The organism is Methylobacterium hispanicum, assembly GCF_022179285.1.
Taxonomy (GTDB): domain Bacteria; phylum Pseudomonadota; class Alphaproteobacteria; order Rhizobiales; family Beijerinckiaceae; genus Methylobacterium; species Methylobacterium hispanicum.
This window is the reverse complement of sequence record NZ_BPQO01000003.1, coordinates 148,873-172,130: the sequence shown is the minus strand read 5'-3', so window position 1 is coordinate 172,130 and position 23,258 is coordinate 148,873. Positions and strand designations below refer to the sequence as shown.

At 69.5% G+C, this 23,258-nt stretch carries 23 protein-coding genes; 15 read left to right on the top strand and 8 right to left on the bottom strand.

Annotated features, from left to right (window positions below; translation table 11 throughout):
- Positions 1 to 304: 304 nt before the first annotated feature.
- The 5 genes from MFF56_RS04825 to MFF56_RS04805 all read left to right on the top strand — a co-directional run bounded on the left by MFF56_RS04825 (position 305) and on the right by MFF56_RS04805 (position 4,905).
- Positions 305 to 1,339 carry an ABC transporter substrate-binding protein gene (locus MFF56_RS04825; RefSeq protein WP_238229594.1) on the top strand — a complete coding sequence of 345 codons (1,035 nt, stop codon included), beginning with the start codon at positions 305 to 307 and terminating at the stop codon, positions 1,337 to 1,339.
- Positions 1,340 to 1,424: 85 nt separating this feature from the next.
- Positions 1,425 to 2,288, top strand: coding sequence for an ABC transporter permease (locus MFF56_RS04820; protein WP_238229593.1), 864 nt, complete (start codon positions 1,425 to 1,427; stop codon positions 2,286 to 2,288).
- Positions 2,288 to 3,106 carry an ABC transporter permease gene (locus tag MFF56_RS04815; protein ID WP_066919318.1) on the top strand — a complete coding sequence of 273 codons (819 nt, stop codon included), beginning with the start codon at positions 2,288 to 2,290 and terminating at the stop codon, positions 3,104 to 3,106. The genes MFF56_RS04820 and MFF56_RS04815 overlap by 1 nt, the downstream gene beginning before the upstream one ends.
- A complete protein-coding gene (locus MFF56_RS04810) occupies positions 3,087 to 4,244 on the top strand; it encodes an ABC transporter ATP-binding protein (RefSeq protein ID WP_066919316.1) in 1,158 nt (385 codons plus the stop codon). The genes MFF56_RS04815 and MFF56_RS04810 overlap by 20 nt, the downstream gene beginning before the upstream one ends.
- Positions 4,245 to 4,296: 52 nt before the next feature.
- On the top strand, positions 4,297 to 4,905 hold the full coding sequence (locus MFF56_RS04805; protein ID WP_066919314.1) for a glutathione S-transferase: 609 nt from the start codon (positions 4,297 to 4,299) through the stop codon (positions 4,903 to 4,905).
- Positions 4,906 to 5,194: 289 nt separating this feature from the next.
- Here the strand turns inward: MFF56_RS04805 and argE are convergent, their stop codons facing one another.
- Complete coding sequence (gene argE, locus MFF56_RS04800) at positions 5,195 to 6,367, bottom strand: acetylornithine deacetylase (RefSeq protein WP_066919312.1); 1,173 nt, start codon at positions 6,365 to 6,367, stop codon at positions 5,195 to 5,197.
- 324 nt (positions 6,368 to 6,691) lie between these two features.
- Between argE and MFF56_RS04795 the strand changes: the two genes are divergently transcribed.
- The 5 genes from MFF56_RS04795 (at position 6,692) to MFF56_RS04775 (ending at position 10,252) form a co-directional block, all read left to right on the top strand.
- Positions 6,692 to 7,114, top strand: a complete 423-nt coding sequence (locus tag MFF56_RS04795) for a RidA family protein (RefSeq protein WP_066919310.1) — start codon at positions 6,692 to 6,694, stop codon at positions 7,112 to 7,114.
- On the top strand, positions 7,111 to 7,785 hold the full coding sequence (locus MFF56_RS04790; RefSeq protein ID WP_066919308.1) for a DUF1028 domain-containing protein: 675 nt from the start codon (positions 7,111 to 7,113) through the stop codon (positions 7,783 to 7,785). Before MFF56_RS04795 ends, MFF56_RS04790 begins: the two co-directional genes overlap by 4 nt.
- A gap of 71 nt (positions 7,786 to 7,856) precedes the next feature.
- A complete protein-coding gene (locus MFF56_RS04785; protein ID WP_066919305.1) occupies positions 7,857 to 8,804 on the top strand; it encodes a LysR family transcriptional regulator in 948 nt (315 codons plus the stop codon).
- Between the two features lie 63 nt (positions 8,805 to 8,867).
- Positions 8,868 to 9,323, top strand: coding sequence for a type II 3-dehydroquinate dehydratase (locus MFF56_RS04780; RefSeq protein ID WP_066919303.1), 456 nt, complete (start codon positions 8,868 to 8,870; stop codon positions 9,321 to 9,323).
- Positions 9,320 to 10,252, top strand: a complete 933-nt coding sequence (locus MFF56_RS04775; RefSeq protein WP_066919301.1) for a 2-hydroxyacid dehydrogenase — start codon at positions 9,320 to 9,322, stop codon at positions 10,250 to 10,252. The genes MFF56_RS04780 and MFF56_RS04775 overlap by 4 nt, the downstream gene beginning before the upstream one ends.
- Before the next feature lie 240 nt (positions 10,253 to 10,492).
- Here the strand turns inward: MFF56_RS04775 and MFF56_RS04770 are convergent, their stop codons facing one another.
- On the bottom strand, positions 10,493 to 11,743 hold the full coding sequence (locus tag MFF56_RS04770) for a flavin-containing monooxygenase (protein WP_066919299.1): 1,251 nt from the start codon (positions 11,741 to 11,743) through the stop codon (positions 10,493 to 10,495).
- A gap of 48 nt (positions 11,744 to 11,791) precedes the next feature.
- Here MFF56_RS04770 and MFF56_RS04765 point away from each other — a divergent pair, with 48 nt between their 5' ends.
- From MFF56_RS04765 to MFF56_RS04745, 5 genes are all read left to right on the top strand, one after another.
- Positions 11,792 to 12,052, top strand: coding sequence for a hypothetical protein (locus MFF56_RS04765; RefSeq protein ID WP_156453525.1), 261 nt, complete (start codon positions 11,792 to 11,794; stop codon positions 12,050 to 12,052).
- A gap of 244 nt (positions 12,053 to 12,296) precedes the next feature.
- Positions 12,297 to 12,806, top strand: coding sequence for an RNA polymerase sigma factor (locus MFF56_RS04760; RefSeq protein ID WP_066919320.1), 510 nt, complete (start codon positions 12,297 to 12,299; stop codon positions 12,804 to 12,806).
- Between the two features lie 100 nt (positions 12,807 to 12,906).
- A complete protein-coding gene (locus MFF56_RS04755) occupies positions 12,907 to 13,851 on the top strand; it encodes a FecR family protein (RefSeq protein ID WP_066919297.1) in 945 nt (314 codons plus the stop codon).
- Between the two features lie 121 nt (positions 13,852 to 13,972).
- Positions 13,973 to 16,540, top strand: coding sequence for a TonB-dependent receptor (locus MFF56_RS04750; RefSeq protein WP_238229592.1), 2,568 nt, complete (start codon positions 13,973 to 13,975; stop codon positions 16,538 to 16,540).
- Positions 16,541 to 16,805: 265 nt separating this feature from the next.
- Complete coding sequence (locus MFF56_RS04745; RefSeq protein ID WP_066919293.1) at positions 16,806 to 17,954, top strand: alpha/beta fold hydrolase; 1,149 nt, start codon at positions 16,806 to 16,808, stop codon at positions 17,952 to 17,954.
- A gap of 34 nt (positions 17,955 to 17,988) precedes the next feature.
- Here the strand turns inward: MFF56_RS04745 and MFF56_RS04740 are convergent, their stop codons facing one another.
- From MFF56_RS04740 to oxlT, 6 genes are all read right to left on the bottom strand, one after another.
- On the bottom strand, positions 17,989 to 18,153 hold the full coding sequence (locus MFF56_RS04740; RefSeq protein ID WP_156453524.1) for a hypothetical protein: 165 nt from the start codon (positions 18,151 to 18,153) through the stop codon (positions 17,989 to 17,991).
- A 95-nt stretch (positions 18,154 to 18,248) separates the two neighbouring features.
- On the bottom strand, positions 18,249 to 18,512 hold the full coding sequence (locus MFF56_RS04735; RefSeq protein ID WP_238229591.1) for a hypothetical protein: 264 nt from the start codon (positions 18,510 to 18,512) through the stop codon (positions 18,249 to 18,251).
- The gene (locus tag MFF56_RS04730; protein ID WP_197430444.1) at positions 18,472 to 18,639 is read right to left on the bottom strand and encodes a hypothetical protein; all 168 of its coding nucleotides are present in this window, start codon (positions 18,637 to 18,639) and stop codon (positions 18,472 to 18,474) included. The genes MFF56_RS04735 and MFF56_RS04730 overlap by 41 nt, the downstream gene beginning before the upstream one ends.
- A gap of 475 nt (positions 18,640 to 19,114) precedes the next feature.
- Entirely contained in the window at positions 19,115 to 20,290 is a 1,176-nt protein-coding gene (locus tag MFF56_RS04725; protein WP_066919035.1) for a hypothetical protein, read from the bottom strand.
- 445 nt (positions 20,291 to 20,735) lie between these two features.
- Positions 20,736 to 20,945: a MerR family transcriptional regulator gene (locus MFF56_RS32260; protein WP_373324026.1), complete on the bottom strand. Its 210-nt coding sequence runs from the start codon at positions 20,943 to 20,945 to the stop codon at positions 20,736 to 20,738.
- Between the two features lie 726 nt (positions 20,946 to 21,671).
- A complete protein-coding gene (oxlT, locus tag MFF56_RS04720; protein WP_066919037.1) occupies positions 21,672 to 22,988 on the bottom strand; it encodes an oxalate/formate MFS antiporter in 1,317 nt (438 codons plus the stop codon).
- Positions 22,989 to 23,258 lie beyond the last annotated feature (270 nt).

The window sequence follows — 23,258 nt, the reverse complement described above, 5'->3', positions numbered from 1 at the left end:
GGATCGTCGGCGCGTTCGGGCAGGCGCAGGATCGGGCAGGATCGGTCCCGCTTCGCTCGCGCGATCCGGGCGAAGGGGGGCTGCCCTTCCATCGAAGAGAGGATGATTTCGGGCCGATGGCACGTCGATCCGACAGGTCGCACGAGAAGAAAACGGACTATCGCGCCTGATCGTGGACGGGTACAATTGGCATCGCGCTTGCAAATACGATGCGCGTGATTGGTATCGCACTTGTAAATATGATGGGCGCGATTGGCATCGCGCTTGCGAATACCTTGAGACGACATTGAGAGGAGCCACCGACGTGATCCGCCTTCTGACACCGCTCATCGCCGCCTCCGTCCTGGTCGCATCGATCATCCCGGGGCAGGCGGCCGAGAAGCTCGTCGTCAGCACCTGGGGCGGCAGCTTCCGCGACCTGATCGACGAGGCCATCGCCTCGAAGTTCAAGGCGGAGACCGGCGTCGAGGTCGAGTACATCACCGGCGGCACCATCGACCGGCTCAACAAGGCCAAGCTCGCCAAGGGCTCCCCTGAGAGCGACGTGACCTTCACGACCGCCCATGTCGGCTGGCTCTACGTCAACGACGGCCTCTTCGAGACCCTCGACCTCGCCAGGATCCCGAACGCCAAGAACCTCGTCGAGCAGGCCCGGGTCAGCCCCGCCCATCTCGGCACCTGGGGCTACGTCTACACGATCGGCTACCGCGCCGACCTCACGCCCAAGGGCATGACCTTCGGCTCCTGGGAGGACCTCTGGGACCCGAGGCTGAAGAACAGCCTCGCCGCGCCCGATTTCGACCCGAGCCACATCATCGCGGTCTCGGCGATCCTCTCGGGGAGCGACCCCGCCCATTGGGAGAAGGGGCAGGCCAAGCTGGAGGCGCTCAAGCCCAACTTCCGGGCCTTCTACACCAACGACGCCAACAGCCAGCAGTTGATCGCCACCGGCGAGACCCCCGTCCAGGTCGTGCTGACCATGAACGCCTACTACATGAAGGGCCAGGACGTGCCGATCACCGTGGTGATCCCAAAGGAGGGCGGGGTGCTCGGCATCGACACGGTGGCGATCAACAAGGACTCGAAGAAGGCCGATCTCGCCTACAAGTTCATCAACATCGCGCTCGACCCCGAGGTTCAGGCCAAGATCGCCGAGCTGAAGAAGGGCAGCCCCACCGTCACCAACGCCAAGGTCGATCCCGAGATCGCCAAGCTCCCGGGCGTGTTCACCACCGCCGAGCAGTGGAAGACCCAGGCCATCAACATCGACCCGAAGCTCAGGGCCGAGAAGACGGCGCTCTGGCGCAAGTGGTTCGCCGAGAACATCATGGCGCGCTGAGACGCGATCGTCCTCCTGGGCACGATCCTCTCCCCGCGACCGGGGGCGGGGATCGTGCCCACCGCCCCGATCGACCGGAAGCCCGATGACACCCGCGATCCGCCGCCGGCCCTTCCTGCCCCTGTTCGTGACGCCGGCGGTGCTCGTCGCCGTTGCGATCGTGGCCGCCATGGCGGCGATCCTGCGCTACAGCCTGCACGCCTACATGCCGGGCTCCCTCGACGTCGGCGGGCTCACGCTGGAGAACTTCACCGATCTCGGCCGCCCGATCGTGCTGCGGGCGCTGCGCGACACGGTGCTGATCTGCTTCGAGACGGCGCTGATCACCCTGGTCGTGGGCTACCCCGTCGCCTACGCCCTGGTGCGCTGCCGCTCGATGCTCCTGAAATCGGTCATCCTGGTCACCGCGGTGACGCCGCTCTTCCTCGGCGAGGTGGTGCGCACCTATGCCTGGACGGTGGTGCTCGGCAATTCCGGCTTCGTGAACGCGACGCTCCGCCAGCTCGGGCTGATCGACCGGCCGATCCAGCTCATGTTCACGGAACTCGGGGTGATCATCGCCCTCGTCCACGTGACGCTGCCCGTGATGGTGATCATGCTGGCAGCCGCCCTCGCCCATATCGACCGCGACTACGAGCGGGCGGCGCAGAGCCTCGGCGCCGGGCCGGTGCGGGCCTTCCTCACCGTGACGCTGCCGCTCTCGATGCCCGGCGTGGTGGCGGGCTTCACCACCGCCTTCGCCTGGACCTTCAGCGCCTTCGCCACGCCCCAGGTGATCGGCGGCGGCAAGGTCGGGGTCGTCTCGACGCTGGTCTACCAGCTCGGCCTGTCCTCGTTCAATTTCCCGGTCGCGGCCTCGCTCAGCCTCGCCGGCCTCGTCCTGGCGCTCGGCACGATGTGGCTCGTGCGCCGCGCCGCGCGTCCGCTCGAAGCGCTCGGAGGTCACTGATGCGCCGCGGCCTCCGCACCCGTCTCCTGGGGATCTCCGGCAAGGTCCTCGTCGGGCTGATCCTCGCCTTCATCGTCCTGCCGGCCTTCGTGGTGACGCTCGCCGCCTTCAACGACCGGGCGATCCTGAGCTTCCCGCCGGCCAAGTACTCGACCCGCTGGTTCACCCGGGCCCTGACCTACCGGGATTTCCAGACGGGCCTGTGGAACAGCCTCGTGGTCACCGCCTGGGCCTCCACGATCGCGCTCGGCGTCGGCACCGGCTTCGCGATCGCGCTGAAGCGGTACAGCTTCCGCCTCAAGGCGACGCTGGAGGGCGTGCTGCTCTCGCCCCTGATCGTGCCGCACTTCACCATCGGCCTCGGCCTCCTGGTGCTCGCCACCGGCATCGGCGCGGCCCGGGGCTTCTCCGTCGTGGTCCTCACCCACGTGATCGTGGTGCTGCCCTTCGTGATCCGCTCGGTCTACATCTCGCTGCAGAACATCGACGAGCGGCTGGAACTGGCCGCCGCCAGCCTCGGCGCCCGGCCGGGCCGCGTGCTCTCGACCATCACCCTGCCGCTGCTGGCGCCCGGTCTCGTCAGCGGCTGGCTCTTCGCCGCGATCCTCTCCTTCAACGAGTTCACCGCCTCGCTCTTCGTGACGGGGCAGGCGACCCAGACCCTGCCGGTGGCGATGTACGGCTACGTCCGCGAGTTCGCGGACCCGACGCTCGCGGCCGTCTCGGTCATCTACATCGCGGTGACGGCGCTCGCGCTGACCGTCGCCAACACGTTCCTCGGGCTCGGCAAGGTGTTGAATGTTGAGCAAGGCCGCTGATCTCTCCCCGCCCGCGAGCCTGCCCGGCGCCGCCGTGTCCGCCCGGCCCGCCCCGGCGGTCCGCCTCGACGGGGTGGTGAAGCGCTTTGGCACGGTCACCGCCCTGGAGGAGACCTGGCTCCGGGTGGAGCAGGGCGAGTTCCTGACGCTGCTCGGCCCCTCGGGCTGCGGCAAGACCACCCTCCTCAACCTGATGGCGGGCTTCCTGGAGGCGGATGCGGGCGAGATCTTCATCGGGGACGACCTCGTCACCGCCACCCCGCCCTACGAGCGCGAGATCGGCATCGTCTTCCAGAACTACGCCCTGTTCCCGCACATGAGCGTGGCTAAGAACGTCGGCTACGGCCTGCGCATGCGGGGGGTCCCGAAGCGCGAGATCGCCGAGCGGGTCGCGGAGGCGCTTGCCCTCGTGAAGCTCTCGGGCTTCGCCGACCGTTCGCCCCGCCAGCTCTCCGGCGGCCAGCAACAGCGCGTCGCGCTCGCCCGCGCCCTCGTCATCCGCCCGAAGGTGCTGCTGCTCGACGAGCCGTTCTCGGCGCTCGACAAGAACCTGCGCGGGGCGATGCAGGTCGAGCTGAAGGAGATCCAGCGCCGGCTCGGGGTGACGACGGTCTTCGTCACGCACGACCAGGGCGAGGCGCTCAGCATGTCGGACCGGATCGTGGTGATGTCGGCCGGCCGCGTCCGGCAGGTCGGCACGCCGGACCAGGTCTACCGTCACCCGCAGGACCGCTTCGTGGCGGGGTTCATCGGCGACGTGAACCTCCTGCCCGGCCGTCTGGAAACCCGGGCGGGCGAGCGCGCCACGGTCGCGGTCGGCGGCCTGCGTCGCGAGGTCGAGGCCGGCTCGCTGGGCGCTTGCGCGGCCGGCGCGACGGTGGACGTGTTCGTGCGGCCGGATCATCTCGGGGTGCGCCCCGCGGGCGAGGCCGGGACCCTGCCGGCCCGGGTCGCGGCCCTGGTCTACCAGGGCTCCCACATCGACCTGCACGCCGACCTCCATCCCGACCTCGCCGGAGGCGGGCGCGTGGTGGTGCGGATGCCGGGGCACGGGGCGCTCGCCACCTACGCCCCCGGGACCCCGGTGGGCCTGCTCGTGCCGCAGGCGGGCCTCGTCGCCTTCCCGCCCGAGCCGTGAGGCTCTAACGGAGAGCCGGGCCGACAGGCTCGGGACAGGAGGGTTCCATCCGATGAAGCTCCTCTACGCGCGCACCTCGCCCTATGTCCGCAAGGTCCTGGTCCTCGCCCACGAGACCGGCCAGGCGGAGGCGATCGAGATCGGGCCGGTCGCCGCCGTGCCGACCGAGCGCAACCCGGACACAGTGGGCCACAACCCCCTCGGCAAAGTCCCGACCCTGGTGCTGGACGACGGCACTGCCCTGTTCGACAGCCGGGTGATCTGCGAGTACCTCGACGCGCGCTCGGCCGGCCCGCGCCTCTTCCCGGACGGGGAGGCACGCTGGGACGCGCTCGCCCGCCAAGCGCTGGCCGACGGCCTGCTCGATGCCGCGCTGCTGCTGCGCTACGAGCGCGTCCTGCGGCCGGCCACCGCGCGCTGGGATGCCTGGGAAGCGGGCCAGGTGGCGAAGATCGCCGGCGCCCTCGACCGGATCGAGGCGACGCTCGCCGGGCCTGCGAGCGCGCTCGATATCGGCGCCGTCGCCACGGCCTGCGCCCTCGGCTACCTCGATTTCCGCTTCCCCGACCTCGGCTGGCGGACCGGCCGGCCTGCCGCCGCGGCGTGGTACGAGGCGTTCGGCCGGCGCCCCTCGATGCAGCGCACCACGCCCGAGGATTGAGGGGCGAGTGCCGCACGCGGTCTCGGTCGCGACCGGCTTCCGACCCTTGCGGATGAGAGACCCCGCCCCTTTCCGGGCCCTTCGGGCCTGCACGCCTGGAGCGTCAGCGGAAGATGATCCGGGACCCAGAGAAGGACGTGCCGCGAAGCGGCTCGATGTCCAGCACCGTTGCAGCGTATCGACGCTTCGCGACGTCTTGTGCTGGATCCCGGGTCACCTTCCACTTCGTTCCAGGCGCCCGGGAAATGGGTGGTGCGGGCCGCGGCAGCCCGCGCGCCCGGTCTCCACGTCAGCGCGACACGTCGATCAAGCGCCGGACGAAGGCGGCGCAGTTCTCCAGCTCGTCCCGCGTGACGTACTCGTCGGCCTTGTGGGCGCGCGCCATCGCGCCCGGGCCGATCACCACGGCCGGAACGTCGCCCAGCGCCTGGAACAGGCCCGCCTCGGTCCCGTAGGACACCTTGGCGTGGTCGTCGCGGCCGGCGAGCCGCTTGGCGAGGCGCGCCAGATCCGCCCCCGGATCGAGCTCGAGCCCCGGATAATCGACAAGCGGCTCGACCGTGACGCCGCAGGCGGGGTCTCGCGCGCGCATCTCGGCGCCCAGCACCTCGGTCGCGTAGGCGATCGCGGCCCCGGCCAGTGCCCCGGCATCGTCGGCCGCGATGGCGCGGTACTCGAACTCGACCGCGCAGGCGTCGGGCACGATGTTGAGCGCCGTGCCGCCGCGGACGACGCTGCAGAGCCCGGTGGTGTGGGGCACGTCGTAGAGCGGGTCGCGGGCGCCGTCGCGGGCGAGCCCCTCGGCGCTCAGGCGGACATGGTCGATGAAGCGGGCGGCGTACTCGACGGCGTTGATCCCCTGCGGCGCCATCGCCGAGTGGCAGGCCCGTCCGCGGAAGGTGAGCCGCGCCGCGCTCTTGCCCTTGTGGCCGACCACCACGCCCATCTCGGTCGGCTCGCCCACGAAGCAGCCGAGCGGCCGCAGGCCCCGCGCGCGCATCCGCGCGATCAGCGGGCGCACGCCGAGGCAGCCGACCTCCTCGTCGTACGAGAGGGCGATGTGGATCGGGCGGGCGAGCCCCGCCGCCGCCATCTCGGGCATCAGCGCCAGGCAGACCGCGACGAAGCCCTTCATGTCCGAGGTGCCGCGCCCGTAGAGGCGCCCGTCGCACTCGGTCAGCCGGAACGGGTCGCTCGACCAGGCTTGCCCCGCCACCGGCACGACGTCGCTGTGCCCGGAGAGCACGTAGCCCGGCACGTCCCGCGGGCCGAGCGTGATCCAGAGCGCGGCCTTCTCGCCCGTCTCCGAGGGCACCCGGTCGATCTCGGCCCCGCTCGCCCGGGCGAGCGCCTCGACGGAGTCGACGAGCGCGAGGTTGCTGCTGGCGCTGACGGACTCGAAGGCGACGAGCCTGTCCAGCGTCTCGATGAGCGCTTGCGATGCCGTGACAGGGGTGACCATCAGTGGATTCCGCGCCTCGCTGGACCGGGCGGATGGTTACGGTCGGCGCGTACCGGAGACAACACGCGGAGCCGTATCCGCGGCCGTCGCGGGGCCTCCGGCGGCTTCGGATTTTCCGAACCACGACCCCGGCAAGTGCTAGTTGTTGGGACCGGCCGGATCGATATCCTCGCCCCGCTCAAGCCTGGAAGCGGGCGCCGCCGGTCGATCCCGATGCGTCGAGCGGCCGGGTCGCGTGCGGCGCCCGCACGGGCGCTCGTCTCCCGGGCCGGGCGGCGCGAGCCGCAGCCCGCCTTCGCTCTTGCCCGAGGTAGGAACGACCCGATGACCGTCCACAAGCGGATCCGTCCCTTCAACACCCGCGACACCTATCCGGAGCAGCAGCTCGACAACGACCTCTGCCAGACCGTGGTGGCGCGGGGGCAGATGGTCTTCGTGCGCGGGCAGATCGGCCAGGACCTCGACAGCTCCGAGAGCGTCGCGATCGGCGACGCCGCCGGTCAGGCCGAGAAGGCGATGGCCAACATCGCGATGCTGCTGGAGGAGGCCGGCTCCAAGCTCGAGCACATCTGCAAGATCACGATCTACCTCGTCGATCCGCGCTACCGCGAGCCGGTCTACCGCACGGTCGGCCGCTGGCTGAAGGGCGTCCATCCGGTCTCGACCGGGATCGTGGTCTCCGCGCTCGCCCGGCCCGAATGGCTCGTCGAGATCGACGCCATCGCGGTGATCCCGGAGGGCGCATGACCTTCTCGATCGTGGCGCGCTGCGCGGCGACCGGCATGTTCGGCGTCGCCGTCTCGTCCTCCTCGCCCGCCGTCGCCGCGCGCTGCGCCCATGCCCGCGCGGGGGTCGGCGCGGTCGCGAGCCAGAACGTGACGGACCCGAGGCTCGGGCGCCGGGCCCTCGACCTGATGGCGCTCGGCGCCGACGCCGCCGAGGCCGTCGCCGTGCTGCGGCGGACCGGCGGCCCGATGGACTATCGGCAGGTGCTCGCGGTGGACGCGGCCGGCGGCACGGCGATCCATTCCGGCCCCAGGGCGCTCGGAACCTGGGCCGAGGCGCGCGACCGGGACGTCGCCTGCGGCGGCAACCTGCTCGCCGACGCGGGCGTGCCCGGGGCCATGGTCGAGGCCTTCCTGGGCGCGTCCGGGCATCTGGGCGATCGCCTCCTCGTCGCGATGCGGGCGGCGCTCGCGGCCGGCGGTGAGGCGGGCCCCGTGCACTCGGCCGGGCTCATGCTGGTGCGCGAGGTCGCCTGGCCCGTCGCGGACCTGCGCGTCGACTGGACCGAGGATTGCCCGATCGCGGGCCTCGCCGCGCTCTGGGACCTCTACCGGCCGCAGCTCGACGCCTACGTCACCCGCGCCCTCGACCCGGTCGCCGCGCCGAGCTACGGAGTGCCGGGCGACCTATGATCGAGGACAGGACGCGAGGCGGTCTTCCGGTCGGCCCACTGGTCGTCCTCTGCGCTCGCTGAAGGCGGCGAATGCGGTTCACCCTGCGCCAGCTCGAATACTTCATCGCCGCCGGCCAGACCGGCAGCATCACACTCGCCTCCGAGCGCATCCACATCTCGCAGCCCTCGATCTCGACGGCCATCGCGCACCTGGAGCGGGAACTCTCCGTGCAGCTCTTCGTCCGCCACCACGCGCAGGGGCTCACGCTGACGCCGATCGGCCGCGAGGTGCTGCGCGAGGCCAAGGCCCTCGTGGAGCAGGCCGAGGGGCTCTACACCCTGGCCTCCGAGGCCGGCGGGCAGGTGCGGGGCCCCCTCTCGCTCGGCTGCATGGTGACGCTCGCGCCGATGCTCGTGCCCGAACTCGCCCACGCCTTCACCACCGCCTATCCGGCCACGCAGATCCGCTACGTCGAGGGCGACCAGGAACAGCTCATCACGGGTCTGCGCCGCTCCGAGACCGAGGTCGCGCTGACCTACGACCTGCACGTGCCGGACGACATCCACTTCACCCCGCTCGTCGATCTGCCGCCGCACGTCCTGGTGGCGGAGGGGCACCCGTTCGCGGAGCAGGCAGCGGTCGCGCTGGCCGACGTCGTGGACGAGCCGATGATCCTGCTCGACCTGCCGCTGAGCCGCGAATACTTCCTCGCCCTCTTCATGGCCGAGGGCCTGCAGCCGCGGATCGGCGCGCGCTCCGCCCACCAGGAGGTGGTGCGCACGATGGTGGCCAACGGCCACGGCTACACCCTGTTCAACGTGCGCCCGCGCTCCGACCTCGCCCTCGACGGGAAGCGGCTGAAGCGGGTGCGGCTCGCGGGCACGCACCGCCCGATGCGCATCGGCCTCGCGCGCCTGAAGCAGCTCAACCGCTCGCGCCTCGTGGAGGCCTTCGAGACGCACTGCCGGGCCTTCATCTCCGACGCCTACATCCCCGGCATGGTCGCGCCCGCCATCGAGCGGCGGGTCCCGCGCTAGAGCGCCCAACCGGGGCAGGAAGCCCCCGAGGAACGCTCCAAGGAACGCCCCGAGGAACACACCATGACCGCGCCGATCCCGATCCTTTTCCTGAACGGTCCGAACGCCAACCTGTACGGGCTCGACCCGAGCGGCACCTACGGCACGGAGAGCTTCCCCACGCTCAAGGCGCGCTGCGAGCGGCATGCCGGATCCGTCGGCGTCGCCCTCGATTTCCGGCAGTCGAACCACGAGGGCGTGCTCGTGGACTGGATCCAGGAGGGCCGAGGGACGGCCGCGGGCCTGGCCATCAACGCGGCCGGGCTGACCTACACCTCCGTGGCGATCCTCGACGCGCTGCAGGCCTTTCCCGGGCCCATCGTGGAGGTGCACATGAGCAACATCTGGAAGCGCGAGCCCTTCCGGCACCATTCCTACGTCTCGCGGGCGGCGACCGGCGTGGTCGCGGGGCTCGGCGGCCTCGGCTACGAACTCGCGATCACCGCCCTCGCCACCCTGGTGCGGGAGGCCCGCGCGTGACCGAGACCCTCGTCTTCGCGAGCGCCGTCGATCCGGTCGAGCCCTGGCGCGCCGCGCTCGAGGCGCTGCTGCCGGACGTGCGGGTCCGGACCCCGGAGGAGATCGGGCCGGGGGACGACGTCCGCTACGCGCTGGTCTGGAAGCCGCCCGCCGGCTTCTTCGCCCGGCATCCGGCCTTGCGGCTCGTCACCATCCTGGGCGCGGGCGCCGACGCCCTCGTCGGCCGGGACGACCTGCCCGATGTGCCGGTCGCGCGCCTGTCCGACCCCGAGATGGCCAGGATGATGACGCACTACGTGCTGTTCGCGGTGCTGCGCTACGCCCGCGACATCCCGGCCTTCGAGGCGGCCCAGCGCGCCGGCCGCTGGCACTACGTCCACCCGCGCGAGGCCCGGGAGATCCGCGTCGGCGTGCTGGGTCTGGGCGAACTCGGCGGCGCGGCGGCGCTCGAACTCGCCCGCCAGGGCTTCTCCGTCGCCGGCTGGTCGCGCACGCCGAAGGCGCTTCCCGGGATCGACTGCCACGCCGGACCCGACGCGCTGGTCCCGTTCCTCGCCCGCAGCGAGATCCTGGTGGTGATGCTGCCGCTGACGCCCGAGACCCGGCGCCTGATCGGGGCGGACGCGATCGCCGCGCTGCCGCGGGGGGCCAAGCTCGTCAACGTCTCGCGCGGGGCGGTGATCGACGAGGCGGCGCTCGTGGCGGCCCTGGCCTCCGGCCATCTCGGGGGCGCGACGCTCGACGTGTTCGAGACCGAGCCGCTCGCGGAGGGTCATCCGCTCTGGACGATGGAGAACGTCCTCGTCACGCCCCACCTCGCCTCGGTGGCGATCCCCGCCTCCGCCGCCCGGCAGATCGCCGAGAACATCCGCCGGGTGCGCGCGGGACACGCACCCGAGCACCGCGTGGACCTGACGCGCGGGTATTGAGAGCCTGCTTGATCGCGTCGCAGCACCTGCCGAGCGTGAACCACCCCTTCTCCCGGACGCCCGAAGCATCAGCGGAGGGCGATCCGGGACCCAGCCGAGACAAGGCGCGAAGCGTCCTGATCCTGCGACGGGGCTGGAGATCGAGCCGCTTCCGCGGCACTTCTCCTGCTGGATCCCGGATCACCCTCTGCTGACGCTCCAGGTGTCCGAGAAAAGGGGTGGGGAAGCCTTCCGGACTCGTCAGGCCCGCGTGTAGGCGTCGTAGTTGCGCTGGATCACGATGTGGTCGGCGATGTGCTTCGCGTCCTGCCAGCAGCCGTAGATGAAGGCCGAGGCGCGGTTGGTCAGGTCGGGCAGGCCGAGGAAGTAGATGCCGTTCTCCGCCGAGACGCCGCGCTTGTGCAGGGGCAGGCCCTGCTCGTCGAACGCATCGACGTCGAGCCAGCTGAAATCGTACTTGAAGCCGGTCGCCCACAGGATGGTGCGGATGCCGGACGTCTTCAGGTCGAGGCTGAGGATCGGCTGCTTGAGGCAGTCCGGATCCTCGTAGCGCTGCCAAGCCTCCGGCTCGGGCGGCAGATCCAGGCCCTTGCGCGCGATGTAGGCGTCGGCATCCCGCAGGACGTCGAAATAGGCCTCGTCGCCCTCGGCGATGTTGCGCACGAGGTCGTCCGCGAAGTGGAGCGTGCCGTCCGCGTAATCACGGGTCACGCCGACCAGCGTGACGCCCAGATGCGCGAGCCGCCGGAAATCGACGGTCCGCCCGCCCTCGTAGCCGCTCACCGCGAAGGCGACGTGCCGCTTCTTGCGCTTCGACTTGACCTCGTCCCACAGGCCGAGCGCGCCGAGCCACCAGCAATAGTCGCGCTGGCGATAGGCCCGCGGCGGGCGGTAATGCTCGCCCACCGACAGGTAGACGTCGCGCCCCGCCTTGCAGAGCTCTTCGGCGATCTGCGAGCCCGAGGCGCCGCATCCGACGACCAGCACGGCGCCGTCCGCCAGCTGCCCGGGGTTCTTGTAGGTCGAGGAATGCAGCTGATCGACCTCCGCCTCGGCGGGGACGATGTCGGGAAACGATGGAACCTGGAACGGCCCCGTCGCCGCCACGACCCGCCGGGCCTCGTAGACGCCGTCGGAGGTCGTCACCGTGTAGCCGGGACGACCCTGGTTGTGCTTGACGCGCCGGACCTCCACGCCCGTCCGGATCGGCGCCTTGATCATCGCGGCGTAGTCATTGAAATATCGGGCGACGCGATCCTTCGCCGGGAAGGCGTCCGGATGCACGTCCTCGAATGTCAGGTTCGGAAAGCGGTCGTGCCACGCCGGGCCGTTGGCGACCAGCGAATCCCAGCGCATCGAACTCCAGTTCTCGGCGATACGGCTGCGCTCCAGGACGATGTGCGGAATCTTCAGTGCGCTGAGATGCTCGCTCATCGCGATGCCCGATTGGCCAGCTCCCACGACCAGAGTGTCGGTGGTCTCGACTGCCATTTTGGCTCCCGAAATCTTGCAGACCCTTCAGACTCGAAATCGGCGGACGTGTCAGAGCCGGCGAAATTCGATCTGTTACGCACGGGGTCGGCGATGTTGCTTCTGGATTCAGGTCTGCTTGAAGCGGCCAGCGAAGAGAAGAACGAATTTTTTATGGTGCGCTTCGGAAAATGCGAACTGTCGGCCCCGGCCAGCGTCCGCTCGAGCAGCAAGGCGCAGGCGCACCGCGCCCCGGCCGCGACGGCACCGCTCCGGACGCGCCCTTCGACCGGGCCGCAGGGCTCCGGGCCGCGCACGACGCACTCGTGACGTGGTGTGGCCGTGATACAACATCCCGGTCGCGCATCGCGCTATCGGCAGCCGCCGTCCTCACTCGATCGATAATAAAGTCGGACTTTACTGCCTACGATACAATGACTTGCTACGTATTTTCCGATCTTATTTAGAATAATTACGAAACGATTGCCTCTTTTTAGTGCCGCGAGCGGCTTGATGGGCCGTCGATCAAGTGATCTTTCGCCGCGAGAACCCGGAGGTGAGCGGAGCCGGCATCATGCAGCCGATATCGATCGATGCGCTGCATCGTAGCGAAAACGCCAAGCTCCGCCGCTTCCTGCTGCGCCTGCTCGGCAATTCGACCGACGCGGCCGACGCCCACCAGGAAACGTACCTGCGCATGCTTGCGGCGCTCTCGCGCACGCAGATCGAACAGCCCTCGGCCTTCCTGTTCCAGATCGCCCATCGTGTCGCCCTGCGGATGCGGAACCGGCGGCGGTTCGAGGGCACGCTGTTCCAGCCCGTGAGCGCGGCGGATCTCGGGGACATCGTCGACGGCTACGCCCTGCCGGAACGTCAGGTCGTCGCCCGGCAGGAGTTGCGGCGGCTCGCCGCGGCGGTGGACGCGTTGCCGCCCCGGTGCCGCGAGGTCTTCCTGCTCGTGCGCATCGACGGCCTGCCGAACGGCGAGGCTGCGGCCCGGCTCGGCATCAGCCGGAACATGGTCGAGAAGCATCTGATCAGGGCCATGCTGCAGTGCCGACGCCGGTTCGGCGACCATCCGTGAGGGAAGGGCGGTCAGGAGATCGGCGTCCCGGCGCTGCCGGGCCTATGGGGACGCACAGGCTGGCTGCGCGAGCCCTGTCGAGGTTGGCGGGGAGCCGTTCGTGACCGGGAGCGAGGCGTCCGGCGCAACCGAGGAAGACGGCGAGGATCCGGTCCGCGAGATCGCCGCGGGTTGGGTCGCGCGCCTCTCCTCGCCCGATGCGACGGAGACGGACCGCAGGACGTTCGAGGCGTGGCACCGGGCCGATCCGGCCCACGCGAAGGCCTATGCCGAGATGGACGCGCTCTGGCGCCGGCTCGGCCAAGTGCCCGATCCGCGGCGGCGCCGCCGGCCGTCGCGGGGCCTTGCCGGCATCGCCGCCGCGGCCCTGCTCGGCGGCGCGCTCGCCTACGAGCTCGGTCTCGTCGATCGGATGCGGGCCGACGTCTGGACCGGGGTCGGCGAGATCGCGCACGAGACCCTGGCCGACGGCAGCCACATCGACCTCAACACCGACACGGCCCTCGCCCTACGCCTCACCGCGGCCGGGCGCGAGGTCGAGCTTCTGCGCGGCGAGGCCTTCTTCGACGTCGCCCCCGACCCCCGGCGGCCCTTCGTGGTGCGCGGCAACGGCCTGAGCGTCCGGGCTCTGGGCACGCGCTTCTCCGTCCGTGTGGACGGCGCCGACAGGCCCGTGGACGTCGCCGAGGGGCGCGTCGAGGTGACCGCGTCCGGCCGGCGCGTCCAGGTCGCGGCCGGCGAGGCGGTCCGCCTCCAGGATGGAGCGGCCCCCGCCGTCGTCGCGGCGGATGTGGGCCGGGCGACGGCCTGGCGGCAGGGCCGCCTGCTCGTCTCGGGCGAGCGGCTGTCCGGGGTCCTGGCGGAGCTGGGGCGCTACCGCCGCGGCGGCATCGTCCTGCTCGACGGGAAGGCGGGCGAGCGCCGGGTCACGGGCGTGTTCGACCCGCGCGACACGGACGAGGCGCTGGAGGTGATCGCGGCGACGATGGGCGTGCGCGTCACCCGCCTGACCCCCTTCCTCGTCCTGGTCGGATCGCCGCTCTGAGGATTCCCGGAAAAAACCTCGCCCGCCGACGTCAGGAGAACGCCGCCTCGCCGATCTCAAGGGGTGGGGACGAGAGAGCGCGAAGCGCGCCGCCCCCTCGAGCGGACGGATGGGGCGCTGCATGGTGTTGCGGGGACGTGGGTTTGGCGGCGTGCGGCGGGCCGGGAGCCTCCTGGCCGGTGTGTCGATGCTGGCGGTCGGCCCGGCCGCCCAGGGCCGCGAGGCGGGCCGTGCCCCGGCGGGCCCGGCGCGCGGGCCGGGCATCATCGCGATCGCGCCGGAGCCCGGGGTGGCGCAGGGCGCGGCGCCGGTCGTCCTCTCGATCCCGCAGGGCTCGCTCGAACCGGCGCTCGTGGCCTTCACCGAGCAGGCCAGCGTCAAGCTGGTCTACGCGACCGAGCTGACGGAACGGCTGACGACACCGGGCGTCGCGGGGGCGTTCCGGCCCCTCGAGGCCCTCGGCAGGATCCTCGACGGCACGGGCCTGACCTACCGCGCGGTCGGCCCGTCCACGATCACGCTCGTGAACCCGCGCTACGTCCAGCTCGGCGCGTCCCAGGCGATCACCCTCGACGAGTTGAGCGTCGAGGGGCAGCGGCAGGGCGAGGGAACGCCCGCGGGCCTGCCGCCGGCCAGCGGCACGGTGGGGCAGCCGCCGGTGCCCTACGCGGGCGGTCAGGTCGGATCGGGGACGCGCGTCGGCTTCCTGGGCAACCGCTCCGTCCTGCGCACGCCCTTCAACGTGACGGGCTACACGGAGAAGCTGATCAACGACCAGCAGGCGCGCTCGCTCTCCGACGTGGTGCTGAACAACCCCTCCGTCCGCAACGACGCCCCGCCCTTCAGCGAGCGCGACTCGTACTTCATCCGCGGGTTCTCGGTCACGAACCTCGACACCGCCTTCGACGGCCTGTTCTACCTCGCCAACCCGCGCCGCACCTTCACGGAAGGGCTGGAGCGGGTCGAGATCCTGCTCGGACCCACGGCGCTGCTCAGCGGCGGCACGGGCCGCGTCGGCGGCACAATCAACCTGATCCCGAAGCGGGCCTTCGACGAGCCGCTCACCCGGCTCACGACGACCTATATCGGCGACGCACAGATCTGGACGCACGCCGACATCGGCCGCCGCTTCGGCGCCTTCAACGAGTGGGGCGTGCGCTTCAACGGCGCCTACCGCAACGGCGCCACGCCGCTCGACAACAACGCGATCGAGGTCGGCGTCGCGGCGCTCGGCCTCGACTATCGCGGCGACCGCTTCCGCGCCTCGATCGACCTGAACCATTCCACGCAGAACGTGACGGCGCCGACCTCGCTGTTCAACGCGGTGGCGCCCACCATCCCGGTTCCGCGCGCGCCGAACGCGCGGCGCAACACCGCGAACCCGTTCGAGTACAACGACAGCCGCTACAACATGGCCGCGGGCCGGGTCGAGTACGACCTGCTGCCGGAGACGACGCTCTACGCGGCCGGCGGCCTCAGCCGCTACAACGAGGACTTCCTGACCTCGAACTACCGGGTCACGGGCGTGACGGGGCAGGCGTCGAACGCGCTCGCCATCCAGCCGCTCGAGCTGGAGGGCTTCAGCGGCGAGGTCGGATTGCGCTCACGCTTCCACACCGGCCTCGTCGGCCACCAGTTCAACCTCGCCGCGGCCGAGGCCGTGAACAAGAACCACTCGCGCGGCTTCGTGCCCTTCGCCCTGCCGACCTACACGACCAATATCTACGACCCCGTCTACCTGCCGTTCGGCTCCGTCCCGACGCTCAACGTCCCGCGCTCCAACCGGCAGCCGCTCTTCACGGAACTCTACGCCCGCAGCGTCGCCATCGCCGACACCCTGTCGCTCGGCGACGACCGCTTCCTGCTGACGCTCGGCGGGCGCTTCCAGGAGATCGACCTGCAGAGCTACGCCACGCGCCCGGGCCCGACGCAGGGCCAACGCGCCACGCGCTACGCGGAGAGCCGGTTCAGCCCCGCCTACGCCCTGGTGGTCCGCCCCACCGAGAACCTCGCCTTCTACGGCAACTACATCGAGTCGCTCGATGCGGGCCCGAGCGCGCCCGCGACGGTGGTCAACGCCAGCGAGGTCTTCGCCCCCGTCGTCAGCCGGCAGAAGGAGGTCGGCGCCAAGTACGATTTCGGCACCGTGGCGCTCACCGCCTCGCTCTTCGAGATCGAGCAGCCGAACGCCTTCACCGACACCGCCACGAACCGCTTCACGCTCAGCGGGCTCCAGCGCAACCGCGGCCTCGAACTCAACGTGTTCGGCGAGCCCGTCCCGGGCGTGCGGCTCGTCGGCGGCGTGACCGTCATCGACGCGAAGCTGGTCAGCACGCCCAACCGCCAGTTCGACGGCAACACGGCGCCCGGCGTTCCCGACACGGCGTTCAGCCTCTACGGCGAGGTCGATCTGCCGCCGTGGCTCGCCCCCGGCCTGACCCTGACCGGCCGGGCGATCTACACGAGCCGGATGTTCTACGACCAGGCCAACACGCAGTCGGTCCCCGACTGGACGCGCTTCGATGCCGGCCTGCGCTACGCCTTCGAGGGCGTGAACGGCAAGCCCGTCGTGGTGCGGGCCACCGTCCAGAACCTGCTCGACGATTCGTACTGGGCCTCGGCGGCCCGCGGCTATCTCGCGCTCGGCGCGCCGCGAACGTTCATCCTCTCGGCCCAGCTCGACTTCTAGAGGCGCGGCCGCGCTGCGCCGCTCCGGATCCCGGGGCACTATCCGGCCGCCTTTGCCTCCTTCGAGCCGCACGGCTCGGTGATGTTGCGGTGGCCGACACACTGCCCGTGCGGCGCCCGCCAACCCGGACCGCCCCTGCAGCCGCAGCACTCCCAGACGCCGCCGCCCCCAACACCGCGCCCGTCGCGAGGATCGGAGGTTCCGGGCGTGGCCCGGGATTAGCAATCCCGACGATCGCATCGCTCGGGCATCCCGCGAGGTCGCCGTGTTTCCCTTCACCCCGTCCCGCCGCACCCAGCGTCTCGTGCGCCGCAGCCTCACCCGCACGACGCGGCAGATCGCCCGGTCCGTCGAAGCGGCGACCAAGGCCGCGACGAAGGCCGCGACGAAGGCCGCCACCGAAGCGGTGACCCGGTCGGCCGAGCAGGCGATCCACGATGCGCGCAGGCAGGCGGCCCGCTCCGTAAAGCGGACGGTGCGGCAGGCCGAGACCGCGATGCGGGCCGCGCAGGGCCCGCGCGGGCCGGAGGTGGTCCGGCGCCCGTCGGGCCGGTTCGTGACGATCGACGGCCTGCCCGTCCACGTCATCGTGCGCGGCCGCGGGCGGCCCGTCGTGCTGGTGCACGGCAACGGGACCATGGCCGAGGACTTCGCGATCTGCGGGCTGATCGAGCGGCTGGCCACGCGCTACCGCGTCATCGCCCTCGACCGGCCCGGCTTCGGCTACACGGCCCGGCCGCGCCACCGGGTCTGGACAGCCGCCGCCCAGGCGGCACTCCTCGACCGGATCCTCGACGCGCTCAAGGCCGAGCGCCCGCTCGTCGTCGGGCATTCGTGGGGCACGATCGTCTCTCTCGCGCTCGCCGCGGAGGTGCGGCGCGAGCTGCGCGGCCTCGTCCTGCTGTCGGGCTACTTCTTCCCGCAGCACCGCGCGGACGCCGTCCTGGCCGCGCCGCTCGCCGTGCCGGGGCTCGGCGATACGGCGCGCGCGCTGGTGCCCGCCGCGGTCAACCGGGCGCTCGCGGAGCAGGCCTACCGCCAGGTGTTCCGGCCCCAGCCGGTGCCGGCCCGCTTCACGGCGCGCTTCCCCGTCGAGATCGCGTCGGCGGCGACGCAGCTGCGCGCGGTCTCGGAGGACGCGGCCTCGATGAACGCCACCGTCGCCCGGCTCCAGGCCCGCTACGCCGGCCTGACCCTGCCTGTCACGATCCTGACCGGCGACGCGGACGCCGTCGTGGACGCGACCGCGCACTCGGTGCGGCTGCACACGACGATCCCCGGCAGCACTCTCAAGCTGCTGCCCGGCATCGGCCACATGACGCATTACAGCGCCCGTGCGAAGGTCGAGCGGGCGATCGACGCGGCGATGGCGGGCGGATCCGTGTCGTCGATGAGCCGCGGGTCCCGCTCGTAGAGTCAGCGGTGCAGGCGGCAGGAGCGCGGATCCGTCATCGGCTGGGGCTTCTCTCGGGCCGCTCGGTGCGGCGCAAGCCCCGGCTCTGGTGGATCTCCAGCACCGGCCGCGCGCGGGCGCGGATGATCACGGCCGCCTCTCGGAGCGCCTGGGCGCGGATCTCGCGGACCGCGGCCTCAATGCCACGCTCTGGGCCCATGAGCCCATGGCAGAGCTCCCGGCCGCCGGCAGACAAGCCGGACGGCTCGGTGCTGTCAGGAGGAGCCGGTGCGCTCGGCATGGCGCCTCCCGCGATCAGCTTCGCGGGGCTTCGCGGCACACGCGCTCGACAGCCGCCGCGCTGTCCTGCGGGCGCGTGTTGAAGGCGATGGCGGTTGCCGGCGCGGCCTCCCGGGCCGCGTTGAGGATGGCCTCGAACACCGGCAGGTGGCGCGGCCAGGAGCGGATGCCTGCGCCGATCACGAGGCAATCGTACGGGGCGGCGGCGAGCTTCTCCCGCACGGCTTGGCCGGCCTGATCATCGGGGCCGGACGAGGCAATGCTCGGCCGTCCAGCCACGGCCGCGCATATCCTCCAGAGCCACCCGGATCCCATGGCGGATCTTCTCGGCGTCGAGGCCGGGCGGCAATGCCGGGTCGGAGAAGTCGACCACCTCCGGCTCATAGCCCACGAGCAGAACGCGCATGCGATGCCCTCCCGTGCGAGGCCCCTGGATCGATGGACGCCTTCCGTAGGCTCGGCCCAGAGACTTCGGCGTCAAGGCATCCTGCCCGGGAAGCGCGAGGCATGTCGATGGGGCAAAGGCATGCGTGCACGGCATCCATCCGCCCTGAAACGCGCCCGGCGACCGATCCAAGCGTGTTCCGTCCGCGTTGCGCGGAGCCGCCAACCGCTCGCCGTAACCCATTGGAAGATCACGAACCGTGCTGCAACGTGTTGCAAGCCGACAGGGTTAGGGGAACGGGCATCAAAAAACCCGCCAAGTCGTTGACCGGGCGGGCGGAAATGATGGTAGCCAGGGACCGCTATCGAGCGTCACCCACTACGCCGGGCCTCTCGTTCACCTACCGTTCGAAGGTGGCTTGATGCAGGCTACCCGGCGCAGGACACGACCGGGCAGGAAGTTCGCCAACCTCTTGCCGGACCGCCTCGCCGGCCCCTCAGGGCCGACCGCGCAAGGATGAAGGCTGACCCGGCAGCGGGAGGCGGAAGCCCGTATCCTGGATCGCGTCACCGACGATCCGGTACACGCCGAGGTTCCGGTCAGCGTAGTTGCCGATGTAGACGTACTCACCGCTTGGATCGAAGGCGATGCCTTGGACGACGGCCCCGGCCGGAGCCTCGCCGAGGTAGCGCAGCCGTCCCTCGGGCAGGATCGCCACCAGCACGGCGGCGCTCTCGGCGGTGTAGGCGGGGCTCGCATGGGGCGCGGCGGAGCCCTTCACGACAGCGATCGCTGCCCGGCGCCCATCAGGGCTGATCGCCAGAGTCTCGGCGGTATCGCCGACCCCGACGTGGTCGACCACCACCGGGCGCGCGGTCCCAGCCCGAATAAGCGTGACCGAGTCGGCATGGCCGTCGCTCGGCGTGGGGCCGGTATTGCCTGAGAGAGCGAAGGCACCGTCCGGCGTCACCTCCAGGCCGTAGGTGCCCGGTCCAACCGGCATGTCGAGGCCGGGATCGTGGCGCCACTGCCCGTCCGCGTAGGTCATCACGCCGACCGTGCCGGCCTTGTTCTTGGCAACGTATGCCCGGCGCCCATCCGGCGCGATGGCTACCGCGGCAGCCTCAGTCCCGACATCGACCTCGGCCACGACTTGCACGCTCCGCCCCCGGATCCTCACGACCGACACGCTGCGGCTCTCGCGGTTGGCCACCAGCGCGACGTCTCCGACCCGGGAGATCGCGAGACCAGAGGGCTGCCGCCCGACCCGGATCGTCTCGATTACGGCCGGCGGCTCGGCCACGAGATCGATCACGTGTAGGCGATCATCCGGCTGCGCCCACCAGTTCTTGCCCTCCTGCCTCATGGTCACGGGGCTGGTGACGAGACCGAGGCGGCCGTCTGGCGTGATCTGCAGGTTGGTCGGCGGCCCGTAGACGGAGGTGTCGAGCCTTAGCACGTGGGCGAGGCGCGGCCGGGCCGGTTCCGAGATGTCGATGACGCCGAGGCCGTCGCTCCCATTCGGCCCGTTCACTGAGCCTTCGGGCCGGAAGAACGTCTTCCCGTCGAGGCCCACGAGCAGGAAGGAGCGCCCACCAGTCGCCCAAGCATCCCCTGCGAGCAGCAGGGCCACCGAGACCAGGCTTGCGCTCCAGAATGAACCGGCCCTCATTGGCATCCCCCTCACCGAGCACAAGCCACCTTCTTGGTGCGTTTGCTCCAACAGGTCTCTCTAAAGGAGGCTCCACTGCGGCGTCTCGCCGGTCTTGCGTAACTTGGCCAAGAGGTAATCCCGTAGCGCGTTCCGATAGAACGGGATGATGCGGGCGGCGTGGGGCCGGTCAGCCCAGTCTGGTATCTGCATCTAGACCGAAGAGCCTGTCATAGAAGGCCTTCACGGCCGGTCGGCAGCGACCGTGCCCAGGCGTATGGCGTGGGAAGCCGCGAGCCTCCAAATCTGGCAGGCTTGCGAGCCAGACCTGCTTCTGTTTGGGCTCGGGCCCAACGACGGCCTTTGCAAGGTCCCTGTCCTTCGCAACGAAGAGCGGGAGATCATCGAAGCGGATAGGCTGGCGTGTCATCCGAGACATTGCGCCATTCTCCGAAGCGTACCGTTCTCAGGCTGAGGATGATCCCTTGAGCCTACGCAGGTTGCGCAGCCGGAGACGGGTGAGCGCCAGGTTCCGATCCTCCTTTGCCGCTGGCCGCGGCAGCGGTGTTGGCACAGCCGGGCGCGCTTCAAACTCATCAACGGCCTCGGCCCGGATCCGCCAGAGCTTCTCTACCCGGAAGGCTCGAAGCTCACCGCTCTCAACCAGCTTGCGGATGTGGTTCTTCTAACAACTTACCGCTCGGCTACGTCCGACAATTTCATCTACCAAGCTCAGGCCAATCGGTTTTGCCCCTACCTTTTACATGCTCGGATGCGCAAGGATTGGTGTCCAGACGCGCCCCGGTCCGGCTTGTTCAGCGATGTGCTGCCCTCGGCTACTGCTGAGACGGCCCACGTATAATGAAGCCGTAAGCCCTAGCAACAGCACCAGTCCGATCGTCACAACGTCTGCGTGTCGACGCGCGATATGTATGCCGACACAGCCAAGGGAAAAGCCGGCAACGAGTAAGAGTGCGGTGAAAAGGCTGATCGGCATAGAAGTCGCCTATCCACTCAAGCTCAAGAAACTCGCCCCTCCTCGGGGGGGGTTCCCGCTTCGATCTCCGAAGGCGAACGTTAGCAGAGGCCAGGCTAATCCCGACCCATTGGATTTCTGTCCCCGGCAGCCTCCTAACTGGTCCTCGCAACTGCCTTGGCTGTGCCAGCTCATGCGAAGAAGCCGCGTCCAGGCGCTTCTATTCTACCAGCCGCACGAGAGAGCGCGCTGAGCCAGAGGCTGGCCTTCCAGCGTTGAACTCAAAATGAAGGCTGATCTCCAGATTGCGAAGAATAGATACGATCCGGCGGCGGAAGACCGTGCAAGACGGTCATTGAAGAAAGGGTTTGGAGACATACCTCCAAACCCTTTCTTCCGTGGTTGCTCTATCGCTGGCTCGAGCCGCTAGGCTACCGCGATCTGTGCATCGGCCTTGACGCTCACCTCAGCCTGAGCATTGGCAACGACCCGCTTGCGCCAAGGCTTCAACACACCAATCGCCAGAACCGAGGCCAGGATGTTGGCTCCAGCAGCAGCCAAGAACACGCCGTCCCAGTTCCCCGTGCTCTGTTGAAGATAGTTGGCGATCGGCACCAAAAGCGCCGCGGTTCCCTTGGCCGTGTAGAGTAGCCCAGCGTTGGTAGCGGCGAACTTGGAGCCGAATGTATCGGTGCAGGTCGAAGGGAAAAGCGAGTAAATCTCTCCCCATGCGAAGAACACGAAGCCCGACAGGAGAACGAACCACAGCGGATCATGGCCCCAGAGGTACAGCATGTAGATGCCGAAACCTTCCATGGCGAACGCGATGAACATCGTGTTCTCACGCCCGATCTTGTCCGAGACCCAGCCGAAGAAGGGTCGAGTCAGCCCGTTCAGCACTCGGTCGATCGTGGCCGCAAAGGTGATGGCCACCATCGTCACGCCCAGCAGAGTCACTGGCACCTTGTCGACGCCAATATCAGCGGCGATTGGCTTCAGGTTGGCCGTGATCATCAACCCACCGGCGCCAACGATGACGAACATGAAGTACATCAGCCAGAAAATCGGCTGCCGCACCACCTCGGGGGGGGTGTAGTTGCGCCGCGACTGGACGTTGGCCGAGTTGGCGATAACCTCCGGGACCTGCCCCTTGCGCGGAGCGGCAAGGAAGAAGGCCAGTGCGGCCACGATCACACCTTGGCCGATGCCGAAGTTGAGGAAGGCAGCCTGGAAGCCCTTGTCGGCGATCATCCACTGGATGGGCGCGACAGTGAGGGCAGATCCGGCCCCAAAGCCCGCAGCGGTGATACCGGCGGCAAGACCACGCTTGTCAGGAAACCACTTCAGCGCATTGCCCACGCAAGTGCCGTAGACGGCGCCTGCGCCGAGGCCGGCGATGACTTGACCGAGATAGAACATGTTCAGGGTTGAGGCGTAGGCATTGATCACCCAGCCCAAGCCGCAAAGCACGCCGCCGAAGAGGACGACGATCTTTGGACCGTACTTATCAACGAACCAGCCCTCGACCGGCACGAGCCAAGTCTCAAACAGCACAAAGAGGGTGAATGCCCACTGGATGGCAGCTCGATCGAAGCCGAACGTCTTCTGAATTTCCGGAACGAAGAAGGTCCAGCCGTACTGCAGGTTAGCGATCATCACCATGCAGATGACGCCGAGGATAAGCTGCATCCAGCGATAGCTATCTGACACCCTCTTCGGCTGCAACAATTCTCGCGTTGCCATAGATATCTCCTCACCTATGTTATTTATGTGCTTTTTTCATGCCCGCGAACGCATCTTCGAGGCGCTGCGGACAAAGAGTGCGCGTTCGCATTCGAGCTTTCGCCCGATGCGAAGTATATCAAAGTATAGTTGACCGCCTGTCGGCCGGGAGGACTGGCCGGGCACGGACGATCGAGAGCAGCGCGGCACGCGATGCTCAAGCCGAGTTGCTGCCGAAGCTAGTCTCGCCCTTAGCCCATATATTGTATACCAAGATCACCTGTGCCGAGG